This is a genomic window from uncultured Eudoraea sp., assembly GCF_947258925.1.
In the GTDB taxonomy this organism is placed as follows: domain Bacteria; phylum Bacteroidota; class Bacteroidia; order Flavobacteriales; family Flavobacteriaceae; genus Eudoraea.
Window position 1 is genome coordinate 1 of record NZ_CAMYKG010000024.1, and the last position, 16,987, is coordinate 16,987.

Sequence of the window (16,987 nt, forward strand, 5' to 3'; positions counted from 1 at the left end):
AAATCCAAAAATGTTCATTTGTTATATAGAGAAGTTAAAGCAAGATTTAAAAAGAAAGTAAAAGTTGATGAAAAACTAAATGAATCAGATCATAAATCAAAATACACCTTTGAAAAAGTAGCGGATTTACAGTGGTATGACAAGCTAGAAGAGGTTGATTTCAGAAAGAATTCCTTTTCTTTTTTGAAACAATCCGTATGCGATTTTTTGTATACTTCTTCGGAACATATTTCCAATATTGTAACTTTAGAAATAGAAAAAGATAAAACGTATTTGGTGAAAGGAAAACTGAATACTTCTAAAGTAACTTTTTATAATGATTAAATTCTTGGGCTACTGATTTCATAGAGTCAGCCCTCATTATTTATTCAAGCTAACCACATTTCCCATTACTTCTTCCACCATTTCGTAGTCTGTTATTCTGTTTATTCTATGCTCCTCTGAGGTACAGCGAACTCCGTCAGTACACCCATTAGAAATCTGAGTCTCACCGTAGCCTTTACCGTAAATTCGATCACTGCTGATTCCCGAAGCGACCACATACTTAACAGTCCTATCTGCCCTGCGCTGAGATAGCCATTGATTATACTTGGCCTCTCCCCTGGCGTCGGCATTTCCTTTGACTTCAATTATGACATCCGGGTACTTGTTCATAAATGCCACTAGTTCGTCCAGTTTTGCATGGTCTGAACTAACCAGATAAGAAGAATCAAACCTAAAATATACTTTATTCAGGTTGCCTAACTCATCCATTTTCTGCTTCTGCAGGGCTATTGCTTCCTGATTGGCACTCTTTTCAGCCGCAAGCCTTGCCTCCTCTTTTTCTCTCGCCAGTCTTTCTGCAAGGGCTGCAGCGGCAGCCTCGGCTTCCAATGCCGCATTTAATGAATCGTTTACACGTTTTGCCTCTGCGTCCATGGCCTCAATTAAAGCCAGTTTTTCCCGACCTTTTTTTGTCAGCTCCTTTTCTATCTTAAATTGATAAACAACACCTACAGCGTGTTGCAGATGATTAGAAGCCTCATTACCAAAGGACCATTTCCCTGTTGAATTGAAATCGAGTCCCCACCTATCCGAAAACCAGGTTCTAAAGCCGATAACTGCATTGTAAGTTCCCCTCGAAAGATCATTGGCGTACGTATAGCCTGCCCCAACACCCACATAAGGGTCAAACCAGCCTGTCTGACCAAATATTTTGTTTAAATCGTAACTAAACCTGGTATCAAAACCAAAATAGTCCTTATCCTCAGGGTTGACAACACCATCTATGATATTGCCTTCTTTGTATTTGTTATAAGTGACAATAGCTTCCAACCCTATACCACTTCTGAAATAACGGCCTATATTAATTCTGGAAGGAAAAGCAACAGCATTATACATATTTTTAGTCGTTGTGATATTGTTTAACCTGTTTCCCGAATCATTAATAAAATTCCAGCCTAAACCTACCATCCATGAACTTACCACCATACTGTCTTTTGCAGTCAACTGTAGCTCCTCCTGTTGATCCATGGATAGCGAATCGGGTTCTGTTGATTGAATTTCTTCCTGTGCGTAAAATGAAGTTGTTCCAATGAGAAGAATAGCAATGGCGCTTATTACGTAGGATTTCATAATGTAATGATTTAGGAGTATTACACTACAAAATTACTATCCATTACATACGATTCCTACAAAGTAAGTTGATGTGCAATTTTATTCGTTATGAAACCTATTATTATTATGGAAAATTACTTATTACTATCAAGGATAATTTCCTTTTCGATAAGTGGCATTTTATATAGATGAAAGGGCATTAAAACCGCAGTAGAAACATCTTTTTTTTGATTAGAATCAGTAACTCGTGAAAAGACCATTTTATTATCATTATCTTCTACCCTATTTAGTTCCGGAGTATTGATATCGGTCGTTTTTCCGTTGCAATAGATAACGACCATTTCTTTATTAAAATCTATTTCCGGAACAGAAAGTCCAGGCTTTCTGGTCATATTTACCTTGGTAAAGAAGCTTTTTAAAGTCTTAGTATCACGTATAACCATTAACTGTTCTGTTTCCGTACCACCATAATTATCGCTTAGCACAAGCATTAATGGGTTTTCTGCCGAAGCCTGATATTTGGTGTCATTATTCTTATCCTTTTGGCTTCCGCAAGTTCCCGTTAACATTAATAGTCCCAAAATAAGAATTCTCATGAGAAATTGCTTTAATAGGTATTATTGTAATGAGCCTTATAAGCCTTCTCATACAATGCCTCATACAGTGGTAATACGTTTTTAATATCAAAATTTAGGGCCACTTCGTACGCATTTTCTTTAAACTCAGCTAGTACAGAATCATCACCGAGAATTTTAAGGGCATTTTTAACCATATCATCCACGTCATTAACATCACTCAAATAACCGGTTACACCGTGTATGTTAACTTCAGGGATACCCCCGGTATTGCTGGATATTACTGGAGTCCTGTTGATCATTGCCTCCAGAGCAGCTAAACCAAAACTTTCCGATTTAGATGGCAATAAAAACAAATCTGAGAAGCACAAGATTCTGTCTATTTCATTACTGTTCCCCAGAAATACAACCTTATCCGTAATGCCTAGTTGTTCACATAAAAACTCGGCATGCTCCTTTTCAGGGCCTTCACCTACCATAATCAGTTTTGCGGCCAATTGCTTTTGAATACCATTGAAAACGTGAATTACATCCGGAATATGTTTTACTTTTCTAAAGTTACTTATATGTGTAATTATCTTTTCATCTTCATCCGCCATAAGAGTTCGCTGGCAATCCGTAAATTCTAAACTGTATTTTGTTTTATCTATAAAGTTGGGGATTACTTCTATTTCCTTTTTAACATCGAAAAAATCTATCGTTTTTTGCTTTAAATCTGCTGATACTGACGTTACTACGTCGCTCTTATTAATGCTGAAGTTTACTGCAGGTTTGTAAAAAGGATGATTCCCCACCAGAGTGATGTCCGTACCATGTAAAGTGGTGATCATAGGAATATAAATCCCGTCCTCTTCCAGTATTTTCTTTGCCATATACCCCGCATAAGCATGGGGTATTGCATAGTGCACATGAAGTAATTCAATTCCATATAACTTTATAGTATCAACAAGTTTACTCGAAAGTGCCAATTCATAGGGCTGGTAATGGAATAAAGGGTACTCCGGTACATGTACCTCGTGAAAATGAATTCTGCTGCTTAACAATTCCAATCGAACCGGTTGCCGGTATGTGATAAAATGAATCTCATGCCCCCTATTGGCCAAAGCTATTCCCAATTCCGTTGCAACAACACCACTACCTCCAAAGGTGGGATAGCAAACTATAGCTATTTTCATCTATTTAATTGTTTTAAGGCAATCACTGATTCCTTTAAAAATACTAAAAGAAGCGGTATTACTTTGGTACAAATCTAAGATTTAATTCTCTGCCTCATTGATAAGAGAATCATAAATTGCTTTTTGAATCCTCGACCTCAATTCTGATTTTACAAGAAGTCTATTTGTAGAAGAAGGGTAAGTTCGGTTCGACAAGAAAACATAAACAATCTCCTCTTCCGGGTCTGCCCAGGTAAAAGTACCTGTAAAACCACTGTGCCCGAAACTCTTTCTTGATACACATCCACATGTCGGTCCTTTCGCTTCCAGTTGTGGTTTATCGAACCCCACACCCCTGCGTACCTTTTTATCACAGAAATAGCACTTATTAAATTTTTCTATAGTACGTGCATTTAAGAATCGATCCCCACCATAATAACCTCCCTGAAGATACATTTGCATTATTTTAGCAACATCATTGGCATTACTGAACAACCCTGCATGCCCCCCTACTCCACCTTGCATTGCGGCTCCCATGTCATGTACATATCCATGGACGACTTTATACCTATAATACGTATCCACCTCTGAAGGTACGATAGTGTTAATTGAAAATTTGTCCAATGGATTATAAGAAGTGTAATTTGCTCCCAAAGGTTTAAAAAGGTAATTATCAATCAATCTGTCCAAACCGGAATTATAGGTATCCTCAATATATTTCTTGAACACATAATAAGGAACATCACTGTAGCGGTACCTATTGGATTTAAGACTTTGCCTTCCTATCCTATTGTAAATTGAATCCTTATAGGAGTCTGTTAAATACAAACCGTCCGTAATTTTTATAGAGAATTCGTCTGATGGGTTATTTCTATAAAATTCTGGTGAGGGTCTTCTTTTTTCATTCAAAGTCGCAAGGTAGAATGCAATCCATGATGGTAACCGGCCATAATGGCTTAAAGCTTTAAGAACCGAAACGTCTTTAAGTTCCGTATCTGCATATTCCGGTATTAAATCCTGAAAAGTATCATTCAGGGCTATTTTACCATCCTCTTCCATCTTCATAACTGCCGGAAGCGTGGAGAGTATTTTCGTAAGTGATGCAAGATCGTAGAGGTGATTTGTTGTAAGTGAGTCCTCAGATTTATATGTTGGCTTTCCAAAAGCTTTATTATAAATAACTTTGCCCCGTCTTGCAATCAGAACCTGTGCCCCCGGGAACATTAATGAGTCTATGCCATTTTGAACCAATTTATCGACCACCGCAAGCTTTGAGGAACTCATTCCTACCCTTTCGGGCTGACTATAGCCTAAACGCATTAGTGCCTTGGTTTTAACAGAAGTGTTTACAGGGAATTCGGAACTTACTGAAACAGGTAATACTCCTTTAGCGGAAACAGCCCCAAACAGTACTTCTGCCGCTTTCTGTTGCGCAAGCCTGCTGTTCTGATAAGCCATAACTACTCCGTCAACATATTGATAAGAAACAACATCCAATAGCGCATAGGGCTTCGCGAAAACAGTTAATAAAACATTAGAAGTCCGCTGCCTGGATATTTCCTGAAGCCAAAAAAGTTCTTTTTGAGAAAATTTATAAGGTTTCCATGGACTATCATTATTCTTATGAAGCCCGATAATAATGAGGTTATAATCAAATAGTTTCTTCTTTAAAGTCGCAATATCTTTGCCATTTACCTGAGTTACTTTTGCATATTTTTTTAATGTCTCCAAAAAAGTTGAATTCACTCCATCACCAAATTTTACATATGCAATTTTCTTGTTTTCAAGTTTTTTGATCCCAATAAGGTTTAATTTATCGCTGACAACCGTAATAGCATTTTCTATAGCTTCCTCATAGATGACATCATTTTCAGGACTATTAAGGTCTTCCAGAAGATTGTTAGTATCTACCGGTCTGTATTCATGCAGGCCTACCTTATATTTGGCCATTAATATCTTTTTCACGGAGTATGCCAAGCGTCGATCCGTTATCAGTCCATTCTGATAGGCCTTAATAAAGGTATCCTTACATTTTTTAAAATCTTTCGGCATAAGCAAAATATCATTACCCGCTAAAAAGGCTTCTAACTCTGTTATACCATTACTTGCGAAGTTCGAGACTCCTTTCATATTAAGTGCATCGGTAAATACCAGTCCTTCAAATTTCAATTCATTTTTAAGTAAATTGGTGATAATCTTTTTAGACAAGGATGAAGGGCGCCCATTTTCGGGTTCCAAATCCGGTACGTTTAAATGCGCAACCATTACGCTGCTAAGCCCCTCTTTTATAAGCTTTTTAAAGGGGTATAATTCAATACTGTCTAATCGTTGCCGCGTAAAATCTAAAGTAGGCAAGGATTTATGTGAATCTACAAAAGTATCTCCATGACCAGGGAAATGTTTCCCGCTTGAAAGCACTCCTGCACTTTCCATTCCTTTCATAAAAGCAATGCCTTTTAAGGCAACATTCTCTCTATCCTCGCCAAAAGATCTGTTCCCAATAATAGGGTTTCTCGGATCTATATTAATGTCAATATCCGGAGCAAAATTTATATGAACCCCAATTCTACTCGCATGTTTCCCGATTTGATACCCTACTTTTGAAACAACTGCAGTATCGGCGATAGCCCCCAAAGTCATGTTCCATGGGAAGGCATAAGTTGAATCCAGTCTCATCGCCAATCCCCATTCAGCATCCATTCCAATAAGAAGGGGTGTTTTAGCTAAAGATTGGTATTCATTCGTAAGTTTAGCCTGCTGCAAAGGCCCTCCTCTTGAGAAAATTAAGCCCCCAATTTTATGTTCTTTAACTAATCCTTTTGTTATTTCAATTCCTGCTTTGTCATTGCCCGAAGCCGCCATTACCATAAATAATTGACTAATCTTTTCATCCAAAGACATGACACTATACTGGTCGTTCACCCATTCAATCTGAGATAAGGTGTCTGAAGTTACTAAAGGTGCATATTGGCCCCTCGCAACGAGTAAAAAAGAAAATAAAAGAAAAGAAAGTAGGTGTCTCCCCATAAAATTCATATTCAAGGTACTAACTTAAAATCATAAATTATTATTGTCTTTCATCGATTAATGCTGCTGTATTGGGGTGTTAGAACTCCTTAACAGGAGTCCAGGCAGGCTAAATACAATTCTATAGAAAACGGCTATGCCAACTTTCTGATGCCGGCACCTCCCAGTGATTCATATATTCATATTTATTCGTAACCAAATTATTAAAAACAATGGTGTTTTTGGAAACTGATTTATTTTTAGCCATTTTTTTAAAATCTAACAAGGGTTTATATGCAATATATGTGCCTTGTTTGTACGATACATTCATTTTATCCATTAAATCTATGTCATAAGCCTTTTCCAACTGTTGGATAAAATGTACCGATGAATCAATAGAACAGCCTGAAGCAGCGTTAAAGTCCTGATCCAAGCCAATTATAATGAATCGTTTGTATTTAATTTCATATCCCGCTTTTAGGTCATCTCCGTGAGCAGTCCATTCGGTAATAAATGCATCGAAAGCTTTGGATATTTCTTCAAGTTCCTGTTCTGAGAGACTTCTGTTGGCCTGATATATCCAAACTCTTGCAGTATCAGGTAATGTTTCAAAATTTACCAGCATTATTTCTTTTTCATTTTTTTGTAATTCTAACTTCTAAAAGGCTGCATTTATCTCTTAAAGATCATTGGCGTTAGCTATCAACTCCGCAATATCCATTACCTTAACAGAAGCTTCTTTTTCCTTATTTTTTATTCCATCAGTCATCATTGTATTACAAAACGGACATCCGGCTGCAATAATATCTGCCTTGGTCTCCAGGGCCTGCTCTGTACGCTCAATGTTTACATCCTTATCCCCTTTTTCGGGCTCTTTAAACATTTGAGCCCCTCCTGCCCCACAACAAAGACCTTTTTTTCTACAATTCTTCATTTCTACCAAATGAGCGTCCAATTTCTCTATGATCTTTCTTGGTGCCTCATAAACATTGTTGGCCCTGCCCAGATAACAGGGATCATGGAAGGTGATTTTTTTCCCTTTATACCTACCCCCTTCCATAGTAATTCTTCCATCCTCTAACAATTTATTTATAAACTGGGTATGGTGCATAACCTGATAATTGCCGCCAAGTCCGGGGTATTCATTTTTAATTGTATTAAAGCAATGAGGACAAGCAGTAACAATACTTTTAATTCCATAGGCATTCATTACTTCGATATTCGTAACTGCCTGCATTTGGAATAAAAACTCATTTCCCGCCCTTTTTGCAGGATCACCGGTACAGCTCTCTTCGGTTCCAAGAACAGCAAAACTTACCCGGGCCTTATGGAGTATTTTAACCAATGCCTTTGTGATTCTCTTAGCACGATCATCAAAACTACCGGCGCAACCCACCCAAAATAATACTTCCGGTTCCTTACCGGCAGCAAACAATTCTGCCATAGTTGGTACTTTCAACTCCTCATTCATATGCTGTTGTGTTACACTTATTATGCTTCATCAACCCAATTAAGTCTATCCATTTGATTAAATGGCCAGGGTGCCCCATTATTTTCAATATTTCCCATCATCACATTGAGCTCACTTGGAGCGGCTGATTGTTCCATGACAAGGTACTGACGCATGCTAATAATAATGGATAATGGGTCTATGCTAACAGGACAAGCTTCTACACATGCATTGCAGGAAGTACAAGCCCATAATTCTTCTGGTTGTATAAAATTATTTAATAATTGATGATCATCTTGTACAAACTCTCCCTTGTTTTTATCCATATTCCTGCCAACTTCCTCCAGCCTGTCGCGCGTATCCATCATTATTTTCCTGGGAGAAAGTTGCTTGCCCGTAAGATTTGCCGGACATACGCTGGTGCATCTTCCACATTCTGTGCATGTATATGCATTCAACAGCTGTACTTTGGTAAGATCCATAACATCTGATGCTCCAAATTTATCAGGAGGGGGTGCATCCCCTGCAGGGACGGCATACGGATCGGCTTTAGGATCCATCATCAGTCTAACCTCCTTTGTTACCGCTTCAAGATTGGCAAATTGACCAGGAGTAGCCAGATTACCATAATAGGTATTTGGAAAGGCCAGCAATATGTGCAGATGCTTTGAATAATACAAATAATTCAAAAAGGCCAATATCCCTACTATGTGCATCCACCAGGCAACCCGCTCTATCAAGGTAATCGTACTTACAGACATTCCATCGAAAATTGAGCCCATAAATTGACTCACGGGGAAAAGCCCGGCTTTAGTATAATGAGGTGTATCTAGAAGTTGAAGCTGATAATCCGCAGCATTCATGGTAAGAAATAATACCATTAATACTAACTCAATGTATAAAATGAGGTTGGCATCCATTTTTGGCCATCCCTTCATTTCCGGCTTTATGAAACGTTTTATCCTTATGAAATTTCTTCGTAACCAGAAGATAATTACGGCTAGTATAACCAAAAGGGCAAGCACTTCAAAGGACGCAATAAGGATATTATAGACTGTTCCAAGGGGTGCAAAAACCCGATGTGTTCCAAGGACACCATCTATAATTATCTCCAGGACTTCAATATTAATAATAATAAAGCCCAGATAAACGATTACATGCAATAGACCGGCTATAGGACGAACCACCATTTTGGTTTGACCCAGGGCTATCCGAGCCATATTCTTCCAGCGCTGTGGCTTATTGTCTGAAGGCATATCTCCTCTGCCCAGATTTATATTCCTGCTTAGTTTCTTAACATTTCTTGTAAAAAAGCCAATCCCCAAAATTAGGATAAGAAGGAATATTAAATTTGGTAGATATTGCATTTATTCTTCAGGTTTTTTAGTCGCAGGATCATCTTCAGGAACCTCATAATCCTTTTGTTTTTTACCAAATACCGAAACATTCACATAGCGCTTAGGATTTAAACGAAAATCCTGAAGAAGGAGGTCCAATTCTTTGGAGGCCTCGGATAGGTTGTTATATAACTCCTCATTATTTACCAACTTACCAAGCGTACCTTCTCCCTTTTCAATTTTAGCCAGCATACTGTCCAGACTATTTAAGGTAGACTCCAAACTTCTAATAGTGTTGGCAAGTCCCACTTGCGCTATAGAATCAGAAAGTATAGAAAAGTTAGTTGTTATGGTATTAATATTGGTTATGGAACTATCCAGTTTACTCTTATTATCGGTTAATAATGAGTTTAGAGTAGCTGCACTGGATTGAAAACTGCCTACCGTAACATTGAGACCTTTTATGCTCTCGCGTAAGTTTCTTTTTGTGTCCTCATCCAAAACATCATTAAAATTTAATAGCAAGGAGTCGGCATTAGATACTGCTCCTTCAATTTTGGACTGCAGAGGAGCTAATTTTTGTTGTAACAAATCTGTCAACCCAGGCTTTATATTCGATCTTAAGGTATCCCCGGATTGGGCCATGGGCGCCCCGTCAAACACCGGGTTTATTTGTATTCCTTTACCCCCGATAATACCTGTATCATAAAGCTCCGCGGTACTATTTTCGGAAAATTCAAAATCACTATCGACAGAAAAAGTGACCAGCAGGTTACCACTACCGTTTCTAAAACTAATATTATTCACATTTCCTACATTGAAACCATTTATAGACACCTGGGTTCCAGGTTGCAAGCCACCAACGTGCTTATAAACTGCGTAAAATGTCCGGCTATTATTAAAAATCGGGGTCGCTTTTAGAAAACTGAAGCCCATTATAAACAGCAAAATACCTCCAATTACGATGATTCCCGTTTTAATTTCTCTGGATAGCTTCAAACGAATAAATTTAGATTACAAACAAAATTAGAAATAATTTTAAGAAGACCTCCCATTATTCCGAGACGTATTTTAAGGCTTCCGATAAAGGAATTCTTTTACCCTCTTTGTAGGCTACAATATAGGAAGTTGAATAACCTTTAGCATCCGCATTTGCCTTATATAGTTGTGCCTGAGAATAGGAATTCGTTTTTCCGTACATATAACGGACCAGGTTCTTATACCGTTCTGTTGAAAGAGAACTCAATCCATTAAATTCTTCCGGTAACAGAGGTAAAACTCTGGAACTGGCCAGTAATTGCACTTTAAATATTATTTGTGAATCTGAAACTATATCTTCTTTCTTGTATTCTTCTTTTTTCTTTTCAACGGCTGGTGTCGCTTCTGGCTCCTCAGTTAATGAAACCTTTCTCTCTGTGACCTCTTCCTGAGCCACTTCTTTTTTTACTGGTGGAATCTCCTCTTTCAATAGCTCCTCCTTCATTTCCGGGCTTTTGGCAGGCTCCTCAACTACTGCCTTTGGTTGTTCAGTTTTATTCGTATCGCTTGATGCTACAATAATTGCTTCTTTAAGTTCTTTCTGTGTTGCTTCCTTACTTATTTCAGCTTCAGCTTTATCTACAGACTGAGATGCGGTAACAGCCTCAGCGGCGACATCCTCGGTCGCTGTCGTTGTAATTTCTTTTGACGTAGTAGCAGCCTCTTCAGGCTTTGTGGTCGTGACCTCTCTGGAAGAAGTGGCATCCTCCAAATTTATCCTGGTATTATTTTTATAATTTACGATAGCATCGGCAATAGCCTTGCCCATTTCTTCCTGGCCTTTTTTAGAGTTGAGGTACAACCCTTCCGATTTATTGGTCAGAAAACCGGTTTCAATGAGAACACTAGGCATAAATGTCTGGTGAAGTACAATAAAACCTGCCTGCTTAACCTTTCTGTCGTTTCTACTCAAATGATTTGAAAAATTGTCCTGCATCATCTTAGCAAGCATAATGCTCTGATCCAAAAATTCTTCCTGCATTATGGTCAGACCAATTACAGACTCCGGAGAATTAATATCATAGGCTGCATAACGTGATTCATAATTGTCCTCCAGATATATCACCGAGTTCTCCTTTTTTGCGATTTCAAAATTCTGCTTATTCGCGTGCAAGCCAAGTACGAAAGTTCCGGCGCCATTGGCATCAGAAGTGTGCGAATCACAATGAACGGATACAAAAAGGTCTGCATTGGCCTTATTGGCAATTTCACCCCTCACAAACAGATCCACAAAAGAATCGTCTTTTCTTGTATAAATAACCTTTATTTCAGGATTGGCGGATAGCCTTCTGCCCACATTCAATACAATGCTTAATGCTATATTTTTTTCCATATATCCATTACCCAAATTACCCGGGTCATGTCCTCCGTGGCCTGCATCCAAAACCACTATAAATGGATCACTTTGAGGGTTTGTATTATCTACATCAAATGAACAGAGTAATAAAAAAACTGATGCCAGTGGTAAGAGAAAAAACTTATTAAACTTCATTTATATTGTTATTAGCTTTTAAAGAAAGTGAAACAAAATTCATCATTAAATCTTATCCGAAGGTAAAACACTTCAGAAATTATTCCTATTCCAAAACAAAAATACAAATATCTAATTTCATTTGACTAATGGATTTCTAAGCATTTACAGAGGTTAAATTTATTGTAATGTGCTACAAACAGACCAAAAAATATATGTAAGTTTGACTACCAAAAACGAAGCCTTACCGTTACAAAAATAGGATTTATCGCTTTGCAATCAAATAAACATTCTCTACTTTTCTTATTGCTGCTAATGACGGGCATTATCTCCCTCTCTGCTCAGGAAGACCTTGTGAGGCCTTTACCTATTAAAGCGGTAGGAGATACCATTACTGCACCTCTAATGCCTGCTCCGGCAGTAACAGATACCGTTTTAACAGATTCCGTTGCAACAGATTCGATTCGTCCAAAAACGAGTATTTTAACTGATAAAATTAAATATAAGGCAAAGGATTATGTTAAATTAAGTCAGAAAGACCAAAAGATTTACTTGTATAATGAAGCTGAAATTTATTACGAGGACATAGAATTAAAGGCCGGTATAATCATCATGGATTATGTTAAAAATGAAGTATATGCCGGAAGAATGAAAGATTCTTTGGGTAATTATTCGCAAATACCATATTTCAAACAGGGAGATAATGTAGTAATTCCCGATTCCATTCGATTTAATTTTGACTCCGAAAAAGCCCTGATTTTTAATTCCAGGACGGAACAGCAAGCAGGCTTAGGACAACTTGGTTCTGACGCTATGAAGGTATATGCTTCTGTTACCAAAAAGGAGAATGATTCTGTTTACTTCTTAAGTGAAGGAAAACTAACTACTTCCAACGATACCATAAACCCGGATTATTATATAAGGGTCCGAAAAGCCAAATTTGTTCCTAAAAAAAAGGTTATTGCAGGCTTCAGCAATATTTATATTGCAGATGTACCCACCCCAATAGCATTACCTTTCGCCTATTTTCCTCTGACATCGGGTAGAACAGCAGGGGTTATGATGCCTACTTTTGGAAATGATCCGGATAGGGGTTATTTTTTGCAAAACCTGGGATATTACGTACCTATTACTGATTACGCAGACCTCACCTTAACCGGGGATATCTACACTAATGGAAGCTGGGGATTCAGGACGCAGTCGGTTTACTCTAAGCGTTACAAATATCGGGGTAGTATAAATTTTCGCTATGAAAACCAGGTAACCAGTCAGAAGGGATTTGATGATTACAGCAGGGGTACCATTTACAATATTCAGATTTCACATTCGCAGGATTCTAAAGCAAATCCAAATTCCAGGTTGTCAGCCTCCGTGAACCTGGGAAGTAGCCAGTACTATAGAAATTCTTTACTTCAACAGAATTTACCCAACACGCAGATTAATAATTTGTCCTCATCAATTTCTTATTCCAGGACTTTTCCGGCTTATCCATCTGTAAATTTAAGTCTTACTGCCACCCATAACCAAAATACAAATACCGATGCTGTAAATCTCACCCTACCAACGCTACAAGCCAGTTTGGAACGAATTTTTCCGTTTGCAAAAAAAGATGGTATAAAAAAGGGGGCTTTACAGAATATAAATTTTCAATATGATCTTAACGCCCGAAACAGCATCACAACGACCAGTGAAGATTTTGGATCTTCAGATATGTTCAAAAACGCCCAGGTTGGGGCTCGTAACAGGATACCTTTGAGCACAAACTTTAAAGTAGCCAAATATTTTAGTGTAAGTGCCGGTGGTAATTATGAGGACATTTGGACCCTTGAAACATATAACCAACGTTTTGATGAAGAGTTGCAGGAAGTTGTCACTGACACCGTTAAAGGGTTTGACCGTTTTAATCAATATAGTCTTAACAGCAGCATTGGAACGACCGTTTATGGTACATTTAATCGTGGGGAAGACAAAAAAATACAGGCAATACGTCATATTATGAGACCTTCCATAAGTTACGGTTGGGCACCTTCTTTTGATCAATATTATGATGAATATATAAATGGAATTACCGGAGATACCATTGAGTACACCCGATTCCAAAACACGCTTTATGGAACACCGCGAAGCGGTAAATCCAGCGCATTGAGTTTTTCACTTGCAAATACCCTCGAGGCTAAGGTACGGGACAAAGATTCCACAAAACTGGAACCAAAAAAAGTGATGTGGCTAAATAGTTTTAATTTGTCTACGGGATACAATTTTGAGGCAGATTCGCTTAATTTAAGCCCTTTAGCTATAACCGGTGGAACCAATATTATTAACAACAAGATGTCCATAAATTTTGGTGCTAATCTGGATCCTTATGCCATAGATAATAACGGCAGACGTATAAATACGTTCAACATAAATAATGGAGGAAGCTTGTTTAGACTTACCTCGGCAAGGGCCAATGTGAGTTATTCCTTAAGCAGTAAGGATTTTCAACCCACCAAAGACCGTGAGGAATATCCAACGGAAGGTGATGCTTATGTCGCCGCCAGTGGAGGTAGGACAGATGATCTATTTGGGAAGGCCAATAATTTTGATGAAAGCAGGTTTGATGACCGGGACGAAAGCAAAATTGAGAATCCTATATATGAAAATAAAATAGAATGGGATCTTCGTTTACAATACGCTGTAACGTATAGCAATAGTAACAGACAGAATCAAATCTCGAATAACTCTTTAATGTTTTCCGGAAATATTACCCTTTCTCCCGGTTGGGACGTAGGTGTTTCCTCCGGTTATGATTTTGTGAGAAAAGGATTCACCGTAACGCAGCTCCGCTTTAGGCGTGACTTAAAAAGCTTTAAATTGAATTTTGACTGGACCCCGTTTGGTGATTTTGAAAGATGGTACTTCTTTATCGGCATAAAAAGTTCTATTCTTAAAGATCTTAAATTTGAAAACAGGAGTCAGCCTCCGCCCAGGTAATTTCGGGAATAATAGCAGTATTTTTCGATAATACTGCTCTATTTTTTAAGTAGTTTGAACTAAAGTTAAATTCAAAAGGATGAAAAAAATTATAAATACCCCAAAAGCTCCAGCCCCTATTGGTCCGTATAACCAGGCAGTGTTAGTCGGTAATACTTTATTTATTTCCGGTCAAATTCCTCTTAATCCATTAAGTGGTAAACTCGTTGAAGGCAATATAAAAAAAGAAACACTTCAATGTATGGAAAATCTCAATTCTATACTCGAAGCAGCGAATATGTCTTTTGAACACGTGGTTAAAGCCACAATCTTTGTTAAGGATATGAATTGTTTTTCGCAAATCAATGAAGTATATGGCACATTTTTTAGTCCTGAAACTGCACCAGCCAGGGAAACGGTTGAAGTCTCAAATCTTCCAAAATTTGTAAATGTTGAGATTTCGATGATTGCTGTTAAATAGTCTCTTTGTGAAATTCTACCAATCCTTCTATTGGCCTTTGACGAATTACACCTACAATAAGGTCATTTCTTTCAAGAACTGCTGTTAATTCATCTTTTAGGAAATGGGCAATACTACCCACAAAATTTACAGGCACCTTGGTAGCCAGCTCAAACTGCATGACGTAATTGTTTATGAATTGCTGAAAACCTTTGTCGATAACTCCCTTACAATAAGGGTGTTCTTTATTCTCAATTAAGAATCTGGCAAAGGTCGCCAAATAGGTATTCGGGTTTGGCTGCTTATAGAGGTTTTCCTTAATCACATCCGGGTCTAGATCATACTCTTTGTCAAACTTAATACCAAGATCCTGTGGCATTTTATGAAAATAGTAGTCACGAATCAATTTCCTTCCAAAGAAATTACCACTACCATCGTCCATAGGAATATAACCTAAAGAGACGACTTTTTGAAACAATTGATGACCGTCATAATAACTACAATTTGAACCCGTTCCCAAAATACACACAATGCCCTGGTGCCCAATTTTAGTCGTAGAATAGATAGCGGCAAAAGTATCCTCTTTTACCTCAGCTTTCGCATTAGGAAAAAAGGATTTAAAAATATTCTTTAGGAATTTTTTCATCCTGTCGGTACCACATCCTGCACCATAAAAATGGAGTCGGGTGACTTTATCTTTACTTTTAGACAACTCAAAATTATTGGCCAGCCTGTCTTCTATAACTTCTCTGGTAAGGACTTCCGGGCTTAATCCCAGAGTCTGTGTCATAAACAATTCGTTACCTTTATCGTCCAAGGCAATCCAATCTGATTTTGTTGCTCCACTATCAACTATTAGAATCATAATACAGGCATTAAAAAAGAATCCTCAAAGTAAGCAAAGTTTCGCTTATTCTGAGGATTCTTACTAAAAAAATAATTAATTACAATGTAGAAATATATTGTGCCAGGTCTAACAATTTATTGGAATAACCAGCCTCATTATCGTACCAGGAAATTACTTTGAAAAATTTTGAATTCAATTCAATTCCGGCACCTGCATCAAATATACTAGTGCGAGCATCGCCAATAAAGTCCTGAGAAACCACAGCTTCATCCGTATAACCCAAAATACCTTTCAATTCTCCTTCTGAAGCCGCTTTAAATGTCTTTTTAATCTCTTCGTAAGAAGTTTCCTTTTCAAGGCGCACGGTTAGGTCAACCACAGAAACATCTGCCGTAGGCACCCTAAATGCCATCCCGGTGAGTTTACCCTCTAAAGAAGGTATAACTTTAGTTACTGCTTTAGCTGCTCCGGTAGAAGCAGGTATAATATTGAGTAGTGCACTTCTACCTCCTCTGTAATCCTTTCGTGAAGGACCATCAACTGTAAATTGGGTTGCCGTAGTAGCATGCACCGTAGTCATTAAAGCCTCAGCTATCCCGTAATTATCATTTAATACTTTGGCTAAAGGTGCCAAACAGTTGGTTGTACAGGATGCATTAGAAACAATATTATCTGAAGCTTTCAAATCCTTGTGATTTACCCCCATTACAAACATAGGCGCGTCTTTGGAAGGTGCTGAGATTACTACTTTTTTAGCTCCGCCGTCAATATGATATTGTGCCATTTCCAGTGTGGTAAAAATCCCGGTACATTCAGCAACATATTCTGCTCCTATCTCATCCCACTTTAATACCTTGGGATCTCTTTCTCCGGTAATCCTGATGGTTTTGCCATTTACCACCAAATTGCCATCCTCTACTGCTACAGAACCATCAAAACGGCCATGTACCGAATCATATTCTAATAAATAGGCCAGGTGTTCTACATCAAGCAAATCGTTGATGGCTACAACCTCAACATTATCTCTTCTTACTGATTCCCTGAAAACAAGTCTACCAATTCTCCCAAATCCGTTAATTCCAATTTTTAGTGTTGACATTT

At 38.0% G+C, this 16,987-nt stretch carries 13 protein-coding genes and 1 pseudogene; 3 read left to right on the forward strand and 11 right to left on the reverse strand.

Going from position 1 to position 16,987, the window contains the following annotated elements:
- Positions 1-324, forward strand: a 324-nt coding sequence (locus Q0X77_RS09740; protein ID WP_297796647.1) for a hypothetical protein, incomplete at its 5' end; no start/stop codon positions are given.
- Between the two features lie 36 nt (positions 325-360).
- Here Q0X77_RS09740 and Q0X77_RS09745 read toward each other — a convergent pair.
- The 9 genes and pseudogenes from Q0X77_RS09745 to Q0X77_RS09785 all read right to left on the reverse strand — a co-directional run.
- Complete coding sequence (locus Q0X77_RS09745; protein ID WP_297796650.1) at positions 361-1,614, reverse strand: OmpA family protein; 1,254 nt, start codon at positions 1,612-1,614, stop codon at positions 361-363.
- Positions 1,615-1,730: 116 nt separating this feature from the next.
- Entirely contained in the window at positions 1,731-2,192 is a 462-nt protein-coding gene (locus Q0X77_RS09750) for a hypothetical protein (RefSeq protein ID WP_297796653.1), read from the reverse strand.
- Between the two features lie 11 nt (positions 2,193-2,203).
- A complete protein-coding gene (gene bshA, locus Q0X77_RS09755) occupies positions 2,204-3,346 on the reverse strand; it encodes an N-acetyl-alpha-D-glucosaminyl L-malate synthase BshA (RefSeq protein ID WP_297796655.1) in 1,143 nt (380 codons plus the stop codon).
- An 81-nt stretch (positions 3,347-3,427) separates the two neighbouring features.
- A complete protein-coding gene (locus tag Q0X77_RS09760; protein ID WP_297796658.1) occupies positions 3,428-6,352 on the reverse strand; it encodes a glycoside hydrolase family 3 N-terminal domain-containing protein in 2,925 nt (974 codons plus the stop codon).
- 121 nt (positions 6,353-6,473) lie between these two features.
- Positions 6,474-6,956, reverse strand: a complete 483-nt coding sequence (locus tag Q0X77_RS09765; RefSeq protein WP_297796660.1) for an ABC transporter ATPase — start codon at positions 6,954-6,956, stop codon at positions 6,474-6,476.
- Positions 6,957-7,010: 54 nt separating this feature from the next.
- Positions 7,011-7,802: a (Fe-S)-binding protein gene (locus Q0X77_RS09770; RefSeq protein WP_297796662.1), complete on the reverse strand. Its 792-nt coding sequence runs from the start codon at positions 7,800-7,802 to the stop codon at positions 7,011-7,013.
- Between the two features lie 20 nt (positions 7,803-7,822).
- Positions 7,823-9,148, reverse strand: coding sequence for a (Fe-S)-binding protein (locus tag Q0X77_RS09775; protein WP_297796665.1), 1,326 nt, complete (start codon positions 9,146-9,148; stop codon positions 7,823-7,825).
- Positions 9,149-10,117 carry an MlaD family protein gene (locus tag Q0X77_RS09780; protein WP_297796668.1) on the reverse strand — a complete coding sequence of 323 codons (969 nt, stop codon included), beginning with the start codon at positions 10,115-10,117 and terminating at the stop codon, positions 9,149-9,151. It lies immediately after the preceding gene.
- A gap of 766 nt (positions 10,118-10,883) precedes the next feature.
- Positions 10,884-11,648 (reverse strand): annotated as a pseudogene (locus tag Q0X77_RS09785) (N-acetylmuramoyl-L-alanine amidase); the annotation flags it as partial.
- Positions 11,649-11,942: 294 nt separating this feature from the next.
- Between Q0X77_RS09785 and Q0X77_RS09790 the strand changes: the two are divergent.
- Both Q0X77_RS09790 and Q0X77_RS09795 read left to right on the forward strand, forming a co-directional pair.
- Positions 11,943-14,600: a putative LPS assembly protein LptD gene (locus Q0X77_RS09790; RefSeq protein WP_297796670.1), complete on the forward strand. Its 2,658-nt coding sequence runs from the start codon at positions 11,943-11,945 to the stop codon at positions 14,598-14,600.
- 79 nt (positions 14,601-14,679) lie between these two features.
- Complete coding sequence (locus tag Q0X77_RS09795; protein ID WP_297796673.1) at positions 14,680-15,060, forward strand: RidA family protein; 381 nt, start codon at positions 14,680-14,682, stop codon at positions 15,058-15,060.
- Here the strand turns inward: Q0X77_RS09795 and Q0X77_RS09800 are convergent.
- Together Q0X77_RS09800 and gap are read right to left on the reverse strand one after the other, a co-directional pair.
- Positions 15,053-15,904: an N-acetylglucosamine kinase gene (locus Q0X77_RS09800; protein ID WP_297796676.1), complete on the reverse strand. Its 852-nt coding sequence runs from the start codon at positions 15,902-15,904 to the stop codon at positions 15,053-15,055. The genes Q0X77_RS09795 and Q0X77_RS09800 overlap by 8 nt on opposite strands.
- Positions 15,905-15,983: 79 nt before the next feature.
- The gene (gap, locus tag Q0X77_RS09805) at positions 15,984-16,985 is read right to left on the reverse strand and encodes a type I glyceraldehyde-3-phosphate dehydrogenase (protein WP_297796679.1); all 1,002 of its coding nucleotides are present in this window, start codon (positions 16,983-16,985) and stop codon (positions 15,984-15,986) included.
- Positions 16,986-16,987 lie beyond the last annotated feature (2 nt).

Coding starts and splice junctions, on each gene's coding strand:
- Q0X77_RS09745 (WP_297796650.1), bottom strand. CDS start 1,614: ATGAAATCCTACGTAATAAGCGCCATTGCTATTCTTCTCATTGGAACA.
- Q0X77_RS09750 (WP_297796653.1), bottom strand. CDS start 2,192: ATGAGAATTCTTATTTTGGGACTATTAATGTTAACGGGAACTTGCGGA.
- bshA (WP_297796655.1), bottom strand. CDS start 3,346: ATGAAAATAGCTATAGTTTGCTATCCCACCTTTGGAGGTAGTGGTGTT.
- Q0X77_RS09760 (WP_297796658.1), bottom strand. CDS start 6,352: ATGGGGAGACACCTACTTTCTTTTCTTTTATTTTCTTTTTTACTCGTT.
- Q0X77_RS09765 (WP_297796660.1), bottom strand. CDS start 6,956: ATGCTGGTAAATTTTGAAACATTACCTGATACTGCAAGAGTTTGGATA.
- Q0X77_RS09770 (WP_297796662.1), bottom strand. CDS start 7,802: ATGAATGAGGAGTTGAAAGTACCAACTATGGCAGAATTGTTTGCTGCC.
- Q0X77_RS09775 (WP_297796665.1), bottom strand. CDS start 9,148: ATGCAATATCTACCAAATTTAATATTCCTTCTTATCCTAATTTTGGGG.
- Q0X77_RS09790 (WP_297796670.1), top strand. CDS start 11,943: ATGACGGGCATTATCTCCCTCTCTGCTCAGGAAGACCTTGTGAGGCCT.
- Q0X77_RS09795 (WP_297796673.1), top strand. CDS start 14,680: ATGAAAAAAATTATAAATACCCCAAAAGCTCCAGCCCCTATTGGTCCG.
- Q0X77_RS09800 (WP_297796676.1), bottom strand. CDS start 15,904: ATGATTCTAATAGTTGATAGTGGAGCAACAAAATCAGATTGGATTGCC.
- gap (WP_297796679.1), bottom strand. CDS start 16,985: ATGTCAACACTAAAAATTGGAATTAACGGATTTGGGAGAATTGGTAGA.